Annotated in this window: 15 protein-coding genes and 2 pseudogenes; 6 read left to right on the forward strand and 11 right to left on the reverse strand. The window is 43.2% G+C overall.

The features are described from left to right. Positions 1 to 117: 117 nt before the first annotated feature. Positions 118 to 480, forward strand: a complete 363-nt coding sequence (locus tag AC3CHU_RS11065) for a hypothetical protein (RefSeq protein WP_488524563.1) — start codon at positions 118 to 120, stop codon at positions 478 to 480. Positions 481 to 941: 461 nt separating this feature from the next. Here AC3CHU_RS11065 and AC3CHU_RS11070 read toward each other — a convergent pair. After that, a pseudogene (locus tag AC3CHU_RS11070) lies at positions 942 to 1,574 on the reverse strand (DHHA2 domain-containing protein); the annotation flags it as partial. 79 nt (positions 1,575 to 1,653) lie between these two features. Here AC3CHU_RS11070 and AC3CHU_RS11075 point away from each other — a divergent pair. Then, on the forward strand, positions 1,654 to 2,574 hold the full coding sequence (locus AC3CHU_RS11075; protein ID WP_488524388.1) for an IS5 family transposase: 921 nt from the start codon (positions 1,654 to 1,656) through the stop codon (positions 2,572 to 2,574). 54 nt (positions 2,575 to 2,628) lie between these two features. Here the strand turns inward: AC3CHU_RS11075 and AC3CHU_RS11080 are convergent. The 5 genes and pseudogenes from AC3CHU_RS11080 to AC3CHU_RS11100 all read right to left on the reverse strand — a co-directional run. Then, a pseudogene (locus AC3CHU_RS11080) lies at positions 2,629 to 3,018 on the reverse strand (manganese-dependent inorganic pyrophosphatase); the annotation flags it as partial. 478 nt (positions 3,019 to 3,496) lie between these two features. Continuing rightward, a complete protein-coding gene (locus AC3CHU_RS11085; RefSeq protein ID WP_372290269.1) occupies positions 3,497 to 3,949 on the reverse strand; it encodes a septal ring lytic transglycosylase RlpA family protein in 453 nt (150 codons plus the stop codon). 280 nt (positions 3,950 to 4,229) lie between these two features. After that, positions 4,230 to 5,441 (reverse strand): PDDEXK family nuclease, encoded by a 1,212-nt coding sequence (locus AC3CHU_RS11090; protein WP_054546727.1) that lies wholly within the window; start codon positions 5,439 to 5,441, stop codon positions 4,230 to 4,232. Positions 5,442 to 5,510: 69 nt separating this feature from the next. Next, positions 5,511 to 6,260, reverse strand: coding sequence for a PDDEXK family nuclease (locus AC3CHU_RS11095; protein ID WP_054546728.1), 750 nt, complete (start codon positions 6,258 to 6,260; stop codon positions 5,511 to 5,513). A gap of 211 nt (positions 6,261 to 6,471) precedes the next feature. Beyond that, complete coding sequence (locus AC3CHU_RS11100; protein WP_054546729.1) at positions 6,472 to 7,182, reverse strand: SDR family oxidoreductase; 711 nt, start codon at positions 7,180 to 7,182, stop codon at positions 6,472 to 6,474. Positions 7,183 to 7,401: 219 nt separating this feature from the next. On the opposite strand from AC3CHU_RS11100, the gene AC3CHU_RS11105 reads away from it, so the two are divergent. After that, entirely contained in the window at positions 7,402 to 8,298 is an 897-nt protein-coding gene (locus AC3CHU_RS11105; protein ID WP_488524564.1) for a LysR family transcriptional regulator, read from the forward strand. Between the two features lie 192 nt (positions 8,299 to 8,490). Here the strand turns inward: AC3CHU_RS11105 and AC3CHU_RS11110 are convergent, their stop codons facing one another. Both AC3CHU_RS11110 and AC3CHU_RS11115 read right to left on the reverse strand, forming a co-directional pair. Further along, positions 8,491 to 9,867, reverse strand: coding sequence for a uracil-xanthine permease family protein (locus AC3CHU_RS11110; RefSeq protein WP_372296655.1), 1,377 nt, complete (start codon positions 9,865 to 9,867; stop codon positions 8,491 to 8,493). 304 nt (positions 9,868 to 10,171) lie between these two features. Then, on the reverse strand, positions 10,172 to 10,663 hold the full coding sequence (locus AC3CHU_RS11115) for a VOC family protein (RefSeq protein ID WP_145563559.1): 492 nt from the start codon (positions 10,661 to 10,663) through the stop codon (positions 10,172 to 10,174). A gap of 481 nt (positions 10,664 to 11,144) precedes the next feature. On the opposite strand from AC3CHU_RS11115, the gene ahpC reads away from it, so the two are divergent. Beyond that, positions 11,145 to 11,702: an alkyl hydroperoxide reductase subunit C gene (gene ahpC / locus AC3CHU_RS11120; protein ID WP_488524565.1), complete on the forward strand. Its 558-nt coding sequence runs from the start codon at positions 11,145 to 11,147 to the stop codon at positions 11,700 to 11,702. Positions 11,703 to 11,930: 228 nt separating this feature from the next. Further along, the gene (ahpF, locus tag AC3CHU_RS11125; protein ID WP_488524566.1) at positions 11,931 to 13,523 is read left to right on the forward strand and encodes an alkyl hydroperoxide reductase subunit F; all 1,593 of its coding nucleotides are present in this window, start codon (positions 11,931 to 11,933) and stop codon (positions 13,521 to 13,523) included. Positions 13,524 to 13,675: 152 nt separating this feature from the next. Here ahpF and AC3CHU_RS11130 read toward each other — a convergent pair whose 3' ends face one another. Continuing rightward, on the reverse strand, positions 13,676 to 14,275 hold the full coding sequence (locus tag AC3CHU_RS11130) for a LysE family translocator (protein ID WP_017092547.1): 600 nt from the start codon (positions 14,273 to 14,275) through the stop codon (positions 13,676 to 13,678). A 122-nt stretch (positions 14,276 to 14,397) separates the two neighbouring features. Between AC3CHU_RS11130 and AC3CHU_RS11135 the strand changes: the two genes are divergently transcribed. Then, entirely contained in the window at positions 14,398 to 14,883 is a 486-nt protein-coding gene (locus AC3CHU_RS11135; protein WP_016787969.1) for an Lrp/AsnC family transcriptional regulator, read from the forward strand. 122 nt (positions 14,884 to 15,005) lie between these two features. Here the strand turns inward: AC3CHU_RS11135 and AC3CHU_RS11140 are convergent, their stop codons facing one another. Together AC3CHU_RS11140 and AC3CHU_RS11145 are read right to left on the reverse strand one after the other, a co-directional pair. Then, entirely contained in the window at positions 15,006 to 16,376 is a 1,371-nt protein-coding gene (locus AC3CHU_RS11140) for an L-serine ammonia-lyase (protein WP_488524567.1), read from the reverse strand. A 43-nt stretch (positions 16,377 to 16,419) separates the two neighbouring features. Continuing rightward, on the reverse strand, positions 16,420 to 17,961 hold the full coding sequence (locus tag AC3CHU_RS11145; protein ID WP_372193099.1) for a sodium:solute symporter family transporter: 1,542 nt from the start codon (positions 17,959 to 17,961) through the stop codon (positions 16,420 to 16,422). Between the last annotated feature and the right edge of the window lie 13 nt (positions 17,962 to 17,974).

The following is a 17,974-nucleotide window of genomic DNA, read 5'->3' on the forward strand; positions in this document are numbered from 1 at the left end:
TCTTTAAGTGAAGTTAAGCAAACTCAATTCAAACGACATTGAGTTAAAAATTAACGTCTAATGCCAACTCAACATTTTCATTTTGGCTGATTATTTAAATCCCGAGGAATCGATAACATGAAATTCAATATTATTTATCTCAATGATCGACGCTATAAGATCTACGATATCGGAGAGGGCCAAAGTGTGATGTTTATTTTCCACAGAGAGAAAAGCATGGCCGATTTAGAAGATATTGTAAGATTGAAGCTAAAAAAGCATCAACGAGTGATCATTGTCGATCTCAGTGATGATTTCCCTAGTGATATTTCAAAAGTGACTGAGGAAAGTTGCCAAGCATTGATTGAAGATCTTCACCTACTTGCAGATATTTACTGGCTTGACGACGTAGCAGTAGAAAGCGATTACATTAACAAACCAATGATCGCAACGTTGTCGACCCTGTTAGGTAACAGGTGCGTTGCTTTGACTACGGTATAGTTGTGTCGATGAGGGGGCTTGTCATGTTAACCATTAATGCTTGCACTATAATCACGCCTTAATGAATCTAGGATCACTGATATTTTGGATTTATGAAGAAACTATCTTATCCAACAGTGGCAACAAGCTAAGCACAGTAACCGAGGAGAGTTGAGGTATAATTCAACCTTAAGTCAATACCGAAAGGGGTCTTCAGTACACTCTGTAAGAGAGCCTTATTGTGGAGTAAAACAGTGATTCCTGTTTTAAGTAATTAGGTCTCTTCATACCGTTCCGTACCATCAATATTGAACACTAAATTGAGTGATTTTCCATATCTGTAGTTATCCATGAGTTGCTAATTTAGTAAAACTACTGAAACGTTTTTGTCCAAATCCCATTTAGACACCCAAACAAAAAAGGGATTGGCATCTCTACCAATCCCTTTCAGAATTTATTTATAAAATAACGGCTCTTACTATCTACAAGCTTTCAATTGCCTTTTGAACCGCTGGGCCAATCTGACGCTTGCGAGATGTGACGCCTTCTAGGGTCAGCATGTCGCTTGTTGGTTCGGCATTGAAAGCTGACTTAATGACTTGATAATCGCTTTCGTCCACCCACAGTAAATTAGCTTCTTTGTTCTTAGTGTCTGTGATTGAGAAGAACAGATGATCTAAGCCGTTCTCTTCTTTATAAGACTTCATCGCTGCCAAAAGCTCATCTTTACGGTCAATCAGTTGTTGAGCGGTTAGTGTTTCAGCAACGCCGATGCCCACTTGTTTGCCACCGTACTTAAAGTTCTTGTAGTCCAGTGTCAGGATGGTTTCAGATGAAAGGTGGCTAAGGTCTGATTTAGCAATCAACATCTGTTGACCGAAGTCTTCGATGTCTGAAATGCCTGCAACCTTTGCCAGTTTCTCTGCGTATTCACGATCGTGTTCAGTGGTGGTTGATGATTGGAACACCACGGTATCAGAAAGAATCGCGCCTAAGCCGACACAAGCAAGGTGCTTAGGTAAAGTCACATCAAGCTTTTCAGCGTTGTCAGCCAGAATAGTTGCAGCCGATCCCCAGCCTCGAATATCCATCTCAACAATTTGTGGCGTATTAATGGCTTTGTTGCGTAATTCAATGGAACTAAATCAAGAGCCTACGATCTGATCAGCTACGTTCACTCCTTCTCGTAGCTCTATGCCTAAACCTCGTTACAAAACAACCAACTGGAAGCAATACAACCAATCACTTATTAACCGTGGCTCTCTGACCTTTTGGATTGATGAAGAGGCAATAAACGGGTGGGCGCAAAGCAAACAGAGTAAGCGCGGGAGGCCACGTCGGTTCAGCGATTTAGCTATCACGACAGCGCTCATGGTGAAACGAGTTTTTTCTATGCCACTGAGAGCTCTGCAAGGGTTTATCGACTCAATATTTAGGCTTGCCCATGTTCCATTAAGTTGTCCGCATTACACCTGCATCAGTCGTAGAGCAAAGCAAGTTGAGGTCTCATTTAAGACTAAAGCGAGAGGAGCAATACAGCACCTGGCCATTGATGCAACTGGCCTAAAGGTTTATGGCGAAGGTGAATGGAAAGTCAAAAAACACGGGACAGATGGCAAGCGTAGAGTTTGGCGAAAGCTGCATATTGCCGTTGATACAAGCACTCATGAAATTATCGCAGCCGAGCTAAGTTTATCGACGGTTACAGATGGAGAAGTCCTCCCGAACTTACTGAAACAAACACGCCGAAGTATCCTTGAGGTGTCTGGTGATGGAGCTTACGACACGAGATTGTGTCATGCTGCTATTAAGAGTAAGGGAGCCATTGCGCTTATTCCCCCAAGAGAAGGGGCAGCCTTCTGGGAGCGTGGTCATCCTCGAAACCTCGCCGTGGGTTGCCAGAAGTTATACGGCTCAAATAAGTATTGGAAAGAGCGGTATGGGTACCACAGACGTTCACTATCAGAAACAGCGATGTATCGAGTTAAACAGTTACTAGGAGGACGATTGAGCTTAAGACATTACAATGCGCAGGTGGGTGAGACTTACGCGATGATAAAAGCGTTGAACAAGCTTACTGGGTTAGGTATGCCTGAAACTTGTCGTATTGACTAAGAAACACACGAAATGGGGTAGCTCTATCTATAAATTTAATTACGCAACAAAGCCCGTATTAATCGGTGAGCCACCAATCGCATGGTGATCGACCACAGCAACAATAGATGCTTGGTCGATGGTTGGCGCTAGTTGAGTCACTTGGTTGAAGTCCACCAGCCCTACTCTATATGGAGAGTAATCTGTCTCTACTCGTGGCGATTCTGCATTACAGTAGTTCAAGATAAACGTCGATTCAGGGTTGATTGGCTCAGGCACTGTCGCCGTTCCACCATAAATATGAGCCGCGAGCATCGCAGACATTACCGTGTCGCTGTCTGGGCTTAGGTGCCCTGTCCATACGAGATCTTCACTGTTTTCATTGGCTGATTGTTGCAGACTGAAAGCATAGCTTGCTGAGCTAAAAGACATAATTACAGCTGCAACGACAGGGGTTAGCTTCACGGGTATTTCCTTATTTGAATACGACATAGAAGCCCATAAGCTAAACACCAAAAATTTCAGAACCGTGTCACTAATATTTCAGATTTACTTCAGTGAGTAACGAAATGTAATTTCCCTCACTTTGAGAGTCTTCTTCTCCCATCAATTGTACCTCCCCCTTTCTATTACACGCCCGCCACAACCAATTTTGGATTAATTCAGCTTTTCATTATTTCACAATGAATTTCAATGAACCCTAATAATAAGAAAGCTAAGACACTGATTTATTGACCACATAACATCATCAACCCACATATTAGAAATAAGATAATCTTATTAAAAATGGATTATCGAAAGGCACAAAAAAGGCTACAAAGCAGCCTTATTGAGTAAGCATAAATGAGCTATTGATTCACCGATATCGAGGTTCTGTTCCTCCCCTTTCCCACTACTGGTAAGGGATCGTAGATGTACACCAAGGGGAGGTTAGGAGGGGATTCTAGTGTTTATATCGAAAGGTATTACTATCATCAACAATCTCGATTTTAACAGGCACGGTGCCTTGCTTAACATTGCCGATTTTTGCAAATGCCTTGTGCGAAAGGTCGATAACTCGGCCTTTTACGTAAGGGCCTCGGTCGTTAATTTTCACATCAACAGACTTGTTATTGTCTGTATTGGTCACTCTCACGATAGTGCCGAATGGCAAGGTTTTATGAGCCGCAGTATTCGCATTCATATTATACGTCTCACCACTTGCTGTGAGCCTTCCATGGAATTTATCGCCATACCAAGAAGCTTTACCAACAAGAGCATGTGACTTGGCATATTCCTTTGTTTTAGAACTGCCGACAGCCGACGTTGAGGTGCATCCGGCTAATATCATAAGAACAAGAGCGGTAAAGATAATATGTAATTTTTTCATGTGGTTTGTGTGCGCTAATCTCTGCATGTTTCTCTATTTTCGTTGTTGTCGGTTAGCAATATAATGCTGAGTATAGTCACTGCTCAGCCAAGGCTACCATTCGGTATGATGACGGAATGTTTTCATGAACGACACTTTCTTCCGTCATATTCATGAAAGGTTTTATCGTCAAAACGTCAACTTTAACAACGTCTTAAATTTGTACATTTCTCAATCACCCGCATATAGATAAGCTACTGTTCCAAAAAATCCAAACAAAAAAGGATTGGTATCTCGACCAATCCATTAAGGCAATTTTCAAGTTCATTTAAACGGGGTCAAAATTATCGTTACTGACTAGACGCTTAAGAAGCGGTCGCAGTTCATCAATCAAAATATTGAGTTGGGTCTGGTAGTATTCATGAGCTTTTTTCCAATTGCCACGGTCATTTAATTTGAACTTCATCTTGGGCAAGATTATTTTCCTCTCAGTATCTACCCAAATCGCCTCTCCCAATAATGACTCTTGAAAAAGACTCTTGGATAAGCGTATATCTTGGTAAAGTTTTTCTCCTTGTGGGCTTTTAGCAAAACGGGCAAATACACCTACCTCTCCATTATCAAGCTTATACACTGTAATCCAACTCACAGAAGTAGTAGGTGGTAACTGGAAGGATATATGGCTTTGGGTTGACGCTGTAGGAAGAGGTTGAGTCTTATCATTTAGTTTGATGTTAAGAAGAAATACACGCCAGAATGTTTCATTAAATTCAGAACGATCTTGAGCTTTCTGCATTAATGGAGAGTTTTGAGGAGGGGCATCCTCGATAAGTTCGACTACATGGTCACTCGAGTGATTTTCTATAGATATAACATGCCTTTGAATTATATTCGTTTTATGCAATACCTGCGGTTGTACAAGAAAATGCTTGTCATTCATATGGAAGACACGCATTTCAACCATTGCAAATGTAAACTCCATTGATGCGTTTCGGTTTAAAAACTCCTTAATATCAAACGCACCTTCTCGAATTCCATCACCAACAATTAGCAGTAGAAAGCGCCCTCGTTTCAAATTCTTTTGTACGGCATCAATGAAATTGGCTTCATAAACGTTTTTGTCGATGTCATGAACGAAATCATAAAGTGAACGACCGTTTGTACTTTTTTTAATACTCTCATCGAGCATCATATAATCCATAGACACAAGATCTTTCGCATAATCCAGAATCTGCCCCATAACTTCTCGTCTTGATTCTGGATTTCGATATAGCTTCACTTCAGTAATAACTAATCGTCCCGTACTAGTAACATGTAGACAATCAACCCTACCGGATCGCGTTGGTAGCTCCATGCACACAGGAAAAGCCCCTACATAATCAGGTTCAATCTCATAAAACGGCAGCAGTCGCTCATTTTTAAATATCAGTTCTTGGAGCCACTTTTCACTGTAATAGCTATTATCCATGATATTCACTCGTTGAAGAGCTGAGGTGCTATTATCAGGAGCAACAACAATAGGGGCGTTGTCGGTATTCATATCTTTCCCTTATATTTAATAACCACACAAGGCTAAGCCTAATTTATACCCTCGAATCAAAAGGGATCTTTATTTATAATCATTTAGCACAAGTTGCATATCATATTGTTTTAAGGCCACCCTATTGCTCATTTTACAAGCAAGAGCTAATGACTCATCGACCTGGCCGCAAACAATCACTCCTTTACAGCTCCGATCAGGGAATCTTTCTTCTAATAACCCTAGGTACATCGCGACTTGGCCAAACACTTTAAAATCAGCTATTCCTGCTTTTAATTCCAGCGCTAAAAATGTCTTGTCTAATTGGTGCTCTAAAAGAATATCAATTCTTTTTCCGTTAATGGCAAACTCCACCCCTTCTAAAGTATCGCCACCATATATTTGATATTCTGGGAAAAGAGAGTCGATTTGAAGAATCATAGATGATTGTAAATCACGCTCGTAAGATAAATTGAAAGACTTATCGTCCGAAGCATCCCTATTACCACAATCAGATGTCGAGATATCTTCTTCCTCAAGATCTTTAGGTAAAGATGAGTTTACTGCCCACTCCATTCTATATCTGTAATAAGTTGCCACAGCGTTTCTAATCGTCCCATTTCCTTTCCCACCAAACTCGCTAAACTTCCCATGCATGGAATAATCTTCTTTAATGTTCCATAAAAGATCAGTATCTAGAATTCTGTATAAATCAATATTCTGCTGAGTATGTGTCGAATAGTGATTTGATACTTTCTCGATAGCCTGAGCATATTGGTAGGAAGTATTTGGCTTTTTACGCTCTTGTTTGACCATCCATCGCTCAAATTCTCTTCTCATTAGACACCTTCCATTTAAGCTAATATCGTTAAGAAAGCTTAGTTCGATATTGACAATTTGGTTAGTTACGATTATTCAGCGACTTTAAAGACTATTTCCTTAATTTAGACACAAAAAAAGGATTGGTATCGCTACCAATCCTCTTTAGGGGTAATTCGGTTGTTAGTTTGTTGCAGATAGCACAATGCTATCCAAACTTACTAACTTATGATTAATGCATCTTGTTGTTAACGGTTATTAGAGAACCACTTAGATAAGTTTTATTAGGTTGGGTCAACTCCATCATCAAATCTGCCAAATCAGCAGGATCTACCCACGTAGAGTGGTCAGCCTCAGGAAGTGCTTGTCGATTTACTTCAGTATCAACAATGGTCGGCAACACCGCATTCACTTGAACATTAGATGAAGCCGCCTCTGCAGCCAAGCTTTCGACCAAAGCATTCAATGCTATTTTAGATGCCATGTAAGGCCCGAATCCTGCGGGTATGTTACGTGCTGTATCACGAGCGGAAACGAACATCATTGAACCTTTCCCTTGCGACTTCATTAATTTAAACATTTCTCTTCCGAAGACAAACGCCGTCATAAAGTTCGCGTTCCATAAGTCAGACATTTTACTCACTTCCACATCAGTCCAATGACTCCAGATATAAATGCCAGAGCAATGAAAGTGAGCATCGATATGACCTAAGATTTTTGAAGCCTCAGCAGCAAGCGCTTGGCTTTGCACTTCATCCGTAAGGTCTCCAAGTAACACGGTCAGATGACCTGAATACTTATCTTCTAAGCTTTTTGCTCTTGCTTCATCGCCGATACGCCCAAAAGCGACGACACGGGTTCCGCTCGTAATGAGCTTCTCTATCAAATGTTGGGCTGTTACCGAAAAGCAGGCTGCGATAGTGGCTGTTTTAATTGCATTCATGATTATTGCTCGTTGTTGGTAATGATGTGGAGAATCATAAAGACAACAACCTAAGGTTTGAATCTGCCGAGAAGCAATTCAGTTTTGCTTTAAAAGCAATTAAGCTAACATTAAAGAACAGTTAAAACATCTATGTCACTTATGCTGCGGGCGCCAACCATCTTATTTAGAAGGCTGCATTTTGAAAGAACTGAAACCGTCGTTTAATGAGGAATACACATGAGCCTTTTCAATCGTCTTGCCTATTTCAACTGCGTGGTTGAACAAGGAAGTATCTCCAAAGCCAGTCGGATTTTTGATATTCAGCCCTCTTCTATCTCACGACAGCTCTCGGCGTTGGAAGAAGAACTCAATGTGCGACTGTTAGAGCGCTCGACACGCAACGTAGGGGTCACTGAAGCAGGTCAATTGTTCTATCAATATTCCAAGCGAATTACGGGCGAGTTTGATGAAGCGAAACGAGTCGTCAGCGCATTGCATCACTCGCCGAGAGGGAGCCTCAAAATAAGCACGACCGTTGCGTTTGGAGAAAGCAAAATCTTGCCCCTTGTTCCTACCTTTAGGGCTGCCTTTCCCGAGGTCGATATTGAAATTGAAATCACTGAAAGAGTGGTCGATCTGATCGAAGAAAATGTGGATATCGCGATTCGCAGTGGCCGACTACCGGATTCTAATTTAATCGCTAAGAAGCTCGTCCAAAACAACTTTATTCTATGCGCCAGCCCTAACTATGTAAGAAGAAAAAAAGCTCCTCAACATTTTGAAGATCTAGCAAAACATGACTGCTTGGTTTATGGCTACAAGGGGTGGCATGATTGGTTTGTATTGGATAGAAAACCGCAAAAAATCGACATCTCTTATTACATGGAAGTCGACTCTGTGAACGGGCAAAAGCAATTGATATTAAACGGTGGTGGTATTGCCCTGCTCCCACAATGGGCGATTGAAGAAGAACTTAAAATAGGTAAATTGGTGCAATTGCTTCCTGAGTTTACGTTTAGCCCATGTAACTATGAAACCAGCACATACGCAATCTATCAAAACCGCCAGCTAGTTCCGAGCAAGGTTCGAGTGTTTTTGGATTTCCTCACTGAGCATTTCGGAACTACTCTTTAGTTTTTGTATCTCGTACGTCAGCAGAAGGTATTTAGCTGATGACGATGTATAAGTCGAACCATGTCTATCATAAACAACCCAAAAAGGAAGATTGGTATCTATACCAATCCTCTTTAAGAGATGTTTCGACTTTTCTGCCTTAAGCGCAATTGTCCGTAATCAGTCACCTACGTTTCTTCTCGGCTGTATAAGTTACGCTTTACTGGTTTGTACCGAACTTGCCACAGGCTTGGTTTTGTTTTCTGGAACCAAAGACATCAGCCCTGTAATCAAAAGAGCAGCAACACCCGACATCGTTACTGGTGAGCCAAATATGCTTTGCACTAGCGTGGGGGCTTCTTTCAATAAATCCGGTACCAGCATTACCCCCAGTCCTAAACCTAATGAGATGGCAATCGTCATGATTCTGCGACGATCCAGCTTCTCACTAGCGATAATCTTGATACCCGCCGCAGCAACCGTACCAAACATCACCAATGTCGCTCCGCCTAATACTGGCTTTGGAATCGTCATTAATACCGCGCCTAAGATGGGAAATAGACCTAATAGAAAAAGAATTGCCGCAATGAAGTAGCCAATGTAGCGGCTCGCGATTCCGGTAAAATGAATCACACCATTGTTTTGGCTGAAAGTCGTGTTCGGAAAAGTATTAAATACAGCGGCGATAAGCGAGTTCACACCGTCACCTAGCACGCCCGCCTTGAGTCGATTGATGTATTTTGGCCCCTTAACTGGCTGTCCTGAGAACATACTGTTGGCAGTAAGGTCGCCCGTCGTTTCAATAACAGTAATCAAGTAGATAAAAGCAATAGGGAGGAAGGCTTGCCAATCAAAAGCGAAACCATATTTAAATGGGACAGGGATACTCAATAGCGGTTGAGATGCAAAAGAAACCATTGGCGCTTTGCCCATCAGAATAGCAACGCCCCACCCTACAACCAATCCGACTAAAATCGACGACAGCCTTACCATGGTGTTGTTGCTTAGGTTAAGTGCCACTATGGTTCCGAGCACAATCGCACCCAACATCAGGTTGCTTCCAGAACCAAAATCTTCTGCGCCAACACCACCAGCGATATCAGTGACGCCGACTTTAATCAAAGAGACACCAATCGTCGTGATAACGATACCGGTCACAACGGGCGTGATCACTACTTTGAGTTTTTCGATAAAGCGCGATAGGACGATTTCGACAAATGCACCAAAGAAGCAGACACCAAAAATGGTGGCGAGCATTTCATCCGGCCCACCTCCATTCGCTTTAACAAGAAAACCCGCACCTAAGACAGAACCTAAGAACGCAAAGCTGGTCCCTTGGACACAGATCATCCCTGCGCCAACTGGCCCTATTTTCCTAGCTTGGATGAAGGTACCAACCCCAGACACCATCAGTGCCATGCTGATCAAATAAGGGATGTGTTCACCCAATCCTAAGACACCGCCAATAATGAGCGTGGGTGTGATAATGCCGACAAAGCTGGCTAATACATGCTGCAGCGCCGCGTAACTGGCTGCTTTGACTGATGGTCGATCGTCTAATCCGTAGATCAATTCACTGTTCTGTTCCATGTGACTTCCTTTATGTATTTTTTATTGTATACAATTTACATAAAGGCAATAGAGCAACATATATGCCAATGATTTAACATTATACTTATCAATCAGTTAAGCTTTCGCTCAAGCCAATGCTGCACTATAGAGCAACACTGTCGGTTTGTTTTAGTGCAACCGAGAACATACAAAGCACTCACTTGCTCTGGCTTATCTGTAACTTCTAACCCTATACCGCAGACACAAAAAAAGGATTGGTATCTCTACCAATCCTCTTTAGGGGGTGTTTCAATTTTTCTACCTATAGAAGGCAATAACGCTATTACTCGTAATCAGTCGCGTACGTATCTTCGTATGTGTGCGAGTAAAATTCGAATAGGTTGCCAAACGGGTCTTCTAGGTAAACCATTTGTGCTTGTTTTAGTTCGTCTTCTGGGTGGTAACGCATGATGTCCATACGAACCTTTCCGCCATACTCTTCAACGCGCTTAATAGCTGAATGAAACTGCTCTTTTGGAAGCTGTAGACAGAAGTGGAAGATGCCTAAGCGAGAGAAATCAACGTCGTGACGCTCTTGGCGATCTTTCATTTCGAACAGCTCAACACCAATACCATCAGACGTTACTAGGTGAGCAATGTTGAAGCCTTTGAAGCCTTCACCAAATACTGCGATACACATACGGCCGATTGCTGATTCGCGCTCTTCCATCACTTTGGTGTTGTTCATTACGATTCTTAGACCTAAAGCTTTCGTGTAAAACTCAACTGCTTTGTCCATATCGCCAACCATTAGGCCTACGTGATTCATTTTCATAACTTGCTCCAAATTCGTTTTTAATTCTGTGCGTTTCGAAGACTGGCTTCGATGTTTCGTTTCGATGAAGAGAGTATAGGGAGAGACAGTGATTAACTGAAATTATCATAAATTATATTAATGATAATATTTCGTTATTTACCGATTAACATGAAACCTCCTCTCACTTAAAGAAGCCATGCCTACATAGATGTTTACGTGAATAGATGTTTGCGCGAATAGAGATAAGCCTAAATAGATAACAACCTAAAGAGCATAGCTACCCAGATAGAGCCCTGCCCACTTTGATAGTTTTTGTTGATAAGTTCTGTTGATAATTCTTGTTGATAGCTTTTATCGATAGCCTTGTTCTTTCAAAGATAGGATTTGCCTATTGAATCTATAGAAATGTCCGATTTCACTAATTTCCGGTGCGAATGCAATATATCTCCATCGACGCGGGATAGCGTTAAACACTACAAATTAGAAAGAGAGTCGAATCATGATCAACACAGAAATCAAACCATTCAACGCAACAGCATTCAAAAGCGGCGAGTTCGTAGAAATCACTGAGCAAGACGTTAAAGGCAAGTGGGCTGTATTCTTCTTCTACCCAGCAGACTTCACGTTTGTATGTCCAACTGAGCTAGTTGACCTACAAGACAAATACGCAGAGCTTCAATCTCGCGGCGTAGAAGTTTTCTCAGTATCAACTGACACTCACTTCTCTCACAAAGCATGGCATGATACTTCTGACAAAATCGGCACTATCGAATATTTCATGGTAGGCGACCAAACAGGTAGCATCACAAACAACTTCAACGTTATGCGCGAAGGTCAAGGCCTTGCAGACCGTGCAACTTTCCTAATCGACCCAGAAGGCGTTATCCAAGCAATGGAAATCACTGCTGAAGGTATTGGCCGTGACGCTGAAGACTTGCTACGCAAGGTTAAAGCAGCACAATACGTCGCCGCTCACCCAGGTGAAGTTTGCCCAGCTAAATGGAAAGAAGGCGAAGAGACTCTAGCGCCATCTCTAGACCTAGTAGGCAAGATTTAATCAAAGCCGAGTTCAAACAAGAACTGCTAAGAAAGAACAAGTAAAACAGAACAGTTAAACGGTTCTACAGGCGCGCTTCGGCCTCCCTCCTAAAGGGCAGTTGCGCGCCACCCTTTCAAACCATCAACACCACAATATTTGCCGACTTGCGCCCACTTTTTATTTTCCTTTTTCAGCAAGAAGGTATTGGTCAATACCAAGACACAGAATTTAAGAGCAGGCACGATTATGTTAGATCAAGCAATGAAGCAGCAGCTAAAAGCATACTTAGAAAACCTAAAAACCAATGTTCAGTTAGTGCTGAGCCTTGATAGCAGCGACACCGCGAACAAACTTCAAGATCTGGCGAATGACATCGCCTCTCTCACCGACAAAATTGAAGTAATTCGAGATGATAACGCAAGCACTCGCCGCCCTATCATGCAGGTAGTGAACCAAGAGAAAGGCACTGCGATCGGTTTCGCTGGCTTGCCAATGGGTCACGAGTTCACGTCACTGGTACTCGCACTGCTTCATAGTGGTGGTCACCCTATCAAGCTTGAAGCTGACGTAATTGAGCAAATTCAAGAATTAGATCAAGAGCTTAATGTAGAAATCTTTATCTCACTCTCATGCCAAAACTGTCCAGAAGTAGTTCAGGCGTTCAACATGATGTCGGCGATTAACCCGCTTATTAAGACAACCATGATTGATGGCGCCGCATTCCAAGACGAAGTGAAGTCTCGCGACATTATGGCAGTACCAAGCGTGTTCATTAACGGTGAACTATTTGGTCAAGGTCGTATGTCACTGGCAGAAATCTTGAACAAAGTCGATTCAGGCGCAGCAGAAAAGAAAGCGGCAAACCTAAACCAACAAGCACCGTTTGATGTATTGGTTGTAGGCGGCGGCCCTGCGGGTTCTTCAGCGGCAATTTATGCGGCACGTAAAGGCATTCGCACTGGTGTTGTTGCTGACCGATTCGGTGGTCAAGTGATGGATACCATGGCGATTGAAAACTTTATCTCAGTAAAAGCAACCACCGGCCCTAAGCTAGTAGCTAGCTTAGAAGAGCACGTAAAAGAGTACGGTGTAGAAATAATGACTGAGCAGCGCGCTGCGAACATCATAGCAGCCGAAGACACAGAAGACGGCTACATCCACGTTGAACTAGAGAGCGGCGCAACACTACGATCTCGCACGGTAATCACCAGTACTGGTGCTCGCTGGCGTGAAATGAATGTTCCGGGTGAACAAGAATACCGCAACAAAGGCGTTGCTTACTGCCCACACTGTGACGGCCCACTGTTCAAAGGCAAGAAAACAGCGGTTATTGGGGGCGGTAACTCCGGTATCGAAGCGGCGATTGATTTAGCGGGTATCGTTGAACACGTAACCGTACTTGAATTTGCAGACACACTGCGTGCAGACCAAGTGCTGATCGACAAAGCGAACGCAACACCAAACATCGAAATCATCAAGATGGCGCAAACAACGCGAGTGATTGGTGATGGCAACCGCGTAACGGCTTTGGAATATAAAGATCGTAACACCGATGAGCTGAAGCAAGTCGACATTGCCGGCATCTTTGTTCAAATCGGCCTGATGCCAAACAGTGAATGGTTGAAGGGTTCAAAAGTTGAGCTGTCACCACGCGGTGAGATTGAGATTAACGCTCATGGTGCAACATCAATGAAAGGTGTATTTGCGGCGGGTGATGTAACAACAGTACCTTACAAACAGATCATCATTGCGATGGGTGAAGGCGCGAAAGCAAGTTTAGGTGCATTTGACCATCTAATCCGTAACTCAGCTCCGGTTAAAGAGGCTGAAACGGCTTAACCTTTATATTTAAAAGCTTTTAGGCTTAAAAGCTTTTAACTCAAGATTCCTTAAATATTTGTTAGCTTAATACTTTATTGTTAACGACTTAGTCGATTTTTAGACACCACTCCTATGGATTTAGGAGTGGTTTTTTTATTTGTAGAGAGGCTTTATGCTGGTTGATAAAGCATAAAGGCAACCACCATCGCTAAGCTTCCGCCCAAGCAACGGTTCACAAACATCATCTGTTTTGGTGATTGCAGTAGCTTTTTAAGCATGGTGCCGCAATACGCCCACACCAACATGCACGGTACGCCCGTGATCACCATACCAGCGATAATGGTCACCACTTGAATCAGGTAGTCTGCGTTCGGAGTGATGAACTGCGAAAAGACCGTAAGCGAAGCAATCCAACCTTTAGGGTTCAACACCTGCACCAATACGCCAGACATGAAACCCGAGCGATTGTCGACGGTGCTTTCTTCGATTTGCATATTCGCAATCGACCACGCCATGAACAGCAAGTAAGCCGCGCCCGCGTATTTCAAAATGTTGTATAGCTCTGGATAAAGGGTGAATAGACTCACCAAACCGACGCTAGAACCCGCCAGTACGATGATGATGCCAAAAGCGTTTCCAGATATAAAAGGTAAAGTCGCGGCAAACCCATAACGACTTGATATCCCAAGTAATGCGATATTTCCTGCCCCAGGTGTAATTGCAATAGATATTGAAAACAGCAAGAACGCCAGCATTAACTGAGAGCTCATTTCCTCTCACTCCTAATAAGTAAAGTATTTATACGGAGAGAGTTTACAGATTCGACTAGGAATTAAATTGCTATATAGGCTAATATTAATGCAAATTTGAGCAATACTTTTCTAAAATAGCCATGAAACAGAAAGAATCCACTAAAGAAGTGTTAGATGACACAGATATCGCCATCTTAGGACACATCCAACAAGACGGTCGCATGAGCAACAGTAAGCTCGCTGAAAAGGTTAACCTCAGCGAAACCCCATGCTGGCGCCGTTGGAAACGTATGGAAGAGACAGGCTATATCGATGGTTACGCCGCCAAACTCAACCGCAAGAAGTTAGGTTTGCACGTAGCAGGCTTTACCTTAGTGACTCTAGGCAACCACGAGGTTGAAAACACCGAACCGTTTGAAGAATTTGTTGAAGTAACCGATTGGATTCCGATGTGCCACTGTATTGCAGGTGGTGCTGACTACATGGTTCAAGTGCTGGCTAAAGATTTGGAAGAGTACTTTGAGCGTATTAGCTCGATCAGGCGAGTCAAAGGCGTGAGCGCGCTTCAATCCAACATCTCGGTTAAGGAACTGAAGAACAGCTATCTGCTTCCTCTAGAAGACTAGTTCACTTCGCGATACGGCCCTTTTCTTTAAGCGGAAAACAAAAGCCCAGCTATCTAAGGTATCTAAAATCTAGATGCGCCGGGCTTTGTTATTTTGAAACGTATATCGTTTATTTACGCTTTCTATTCACAAGGGTGAGCTAAATGAATCAGCGCCAAACCACCTAATGACGTTTCACGATACTTCTTATTCATGTCTTTACCCGTCTGATACATAGTGGCAATCACTTTATCTAATGAGATCAGGCTCTTGCTGTTACGTTTGAGTGCCATTCGTGAAGCATTAATCGCCTTCATGGAACCCATTGCATTTCGTTCAATACATGGCACTTGTACCAAGCCACCAATCGGGTCACATGTCATACCGAGTGAATGTTCCATCGCAATCTCGGCAGCAATACAAATCTGCTCATTGCTGCCACCGCGTAACGCCGTTAAACCCGCTGCCGCCATAGAAGACGACACGCCCACTTCACCTTGGCACCCTACTTCGGCACCAGAAATTGAAGCATTGGTTTTGTACAAAATACCAATCGCACCCGATACGGCCAAAAAGTCTTTCAGTTGCTTAGTGTCGAGTTCTTTAATGAAGCGATGGTAATACATCAACACCGCAGGGATAACGCCCGCTGCACCATTAGTAGGTGATGTCACCACTTGGCCACCAGCCGCATTTTCTTCACTCACCGCAAAAGCGAACAAGTTAATCCAGTCCATGATTTCCATTGGGTCGTTTTCAACGGCCGCATTTGCTTCCAGCTTTTTCAGCAGGTTCGGTGCACGACGTGTCACGTTCAAACCGCCATCAAGAATGCCTTCCGTTTCAAAGCCGCGTTCCATACAACGAGTCATCACTCGCCAGATTTGATCGGCCTTTTCTGAGATAACATCAGCGCCTTGGAAAGCCGCTTCATTTTTCAGAATCATGCCACCCAAGCTCATGCCGCTGTCTTCTGCTTTTCGCAGCATTTCATCGGCATTTTTGAATGGGAAAGGGACTTCTACTGCTTGGGTTTGAGTGCCATTTTTCAGTTCATCAGCGGTTGCGATAAAACCGCCGCCAATCGAGTAATAAGTTTCATCTACAATCACATTACCACTTTGGTCAAACGCGGTAATCATCATGCCATTTTCATGTAAAGGCAGATTGTCTTCGTGAAATAGCATGTCGGTTTGATAGTTGAAGCCAATGGTGTGATGGCCACTCAACTGCATTTCACCACTGTCGATAGCAAGGCGCATCGCTTCATTAGCGCTAGTGATTTTAATCGTATCAGGCTTATTGCCAAGCAAACCTAGAATAGTTGCTCTGTCGGTATGGTGCCCAATTCCTGTTAACGATAACGAACCATAAAGATCGACCTGAACACGAACCACTTCCGTGATTTTATCCGCGACTAATTGAGTGAAATGGAAACCCGCAATCATTGGGCCGTTAGTGTGTGAGCTCGATGGCCCCACACCAATTTTGTAGATATCAAAAATGGACAGCATACATTTACCTGTTAAAAATTAGCCAGTTGAGAAGATTTACTCATTAAGAAAGAGCGGCATAAAGCCAATCAGGAATAACAGTACAAGCCGCAATCGTGACGACAGCGAACACTAGCAAGCCGTAATGGCTCGCCGTAGGTTTTGCAAACAAGTGTTTTTGCTTGGCGATGAATTCGTTTTGTTGTTCAGTTACTTGCCCATAGAAATGGCTAACGACAACACCTAGCACTAAGAAAACCACAGTGCCGATTAAGGCGAACCAAGGCCAAGATATGCCATAGTATTTTGCAATGAACACCACAGCCACACTGCCAATACTGCCCGCAATTACGCCGCTCTCGTTAGCTCGTTTAAAGAACAAACCCAGGATGAAAGAGCCAAGACGAATGCCGACAAAAATGGAAGTCAGGCTAGCGATAGTCTTGAGCACTGATTCATTTGAAACGGCCAGTAAAGCTGGCACAACAACCGAAGCCGCCGCGACGAGGCTCATTTTTCTTGCCACCGATTCATAGTGTGCATCAGAGGCTTTTTTACGGAAAAAGCGCTTGTAGAAATCGAACGTTGCGACCGTTGCCATTGAGTTATAGGTTGAATCCAAGGTCGACATTGCCGCTGCCGACAGAGCTGAAATCACCAGTCCAACAATGATTGGGTTGGTATGATTGAATACAAAATCGAGAATCACTTCATTGCTGTTTTCAAAGCTTTGGTCTTGATAAAAGACACTCAGAAGAACGCCCATAACAGAGAAAAACAGGTAGATAAAGAAGGCGCCGTAACCACAAAGCAGCATCGATTTCTGTGCCGTCTCAACGTTTTTTGTTGCCAATGTTCTTTGAATAATCAACTGGTTAGTGCCATACACACTCAGATGTAAGAAACTCACGGCAACCACACCCGCCCACAGTGTAGTATCAACTCCCAAGTCGAAATCGAGATTGATGATATTCAGATGTTCAGGAGACAACACCTCACCCGCATCAATCTTCATCAGCAATAAGGTAAAGATCGCAATGCTGCCAATGATCAGCACCGCCGACTGCAGCATGTCTGTCCATATGACGGTCGAAATACCGCCCGCATAGGTATACAAAGCCGTAAATAAGCTGATGTAGATGATCGCCTCGGAGATACTCACCGGCAACACTTGCACCAAGATCAGTGCTACTGCATACAAAATTACCCCAGCCGAAATACACTGAACCACAATAAACACGATTGAGTTGATCGTGCGAGCAACAACGCCAAAGCGGTGCTCTAGGTATTCATAAATCGAAGTCAGGCCGAGTTTGTAAAACACCGGGACAAAGAAAACCACAGCGAAAAAGATCACTATTGGGTAATTCAAATGGACGCTCATTGCTTCCATGCCTGAGCTATAAACCCAACCCGGCATGCCCACGAACGTCATCGCGCTGATGTAGGTTGCAAGAATCGACACACCTGCCGTAAACCAACCAAATTGTTTTCCGCCCGTTGAGAAATCGCCACCAACGCTATAACGCTTATTCACTAAGTAACTGATAAATAATGTAGTTAGCACATATAAAGCAATAACCACAAAACTTGAGTACGTAACCATTTTTAGATTCCGT

The organism is Vibrio sp. QJM3NY_39, from assembly GCF_057785895.1.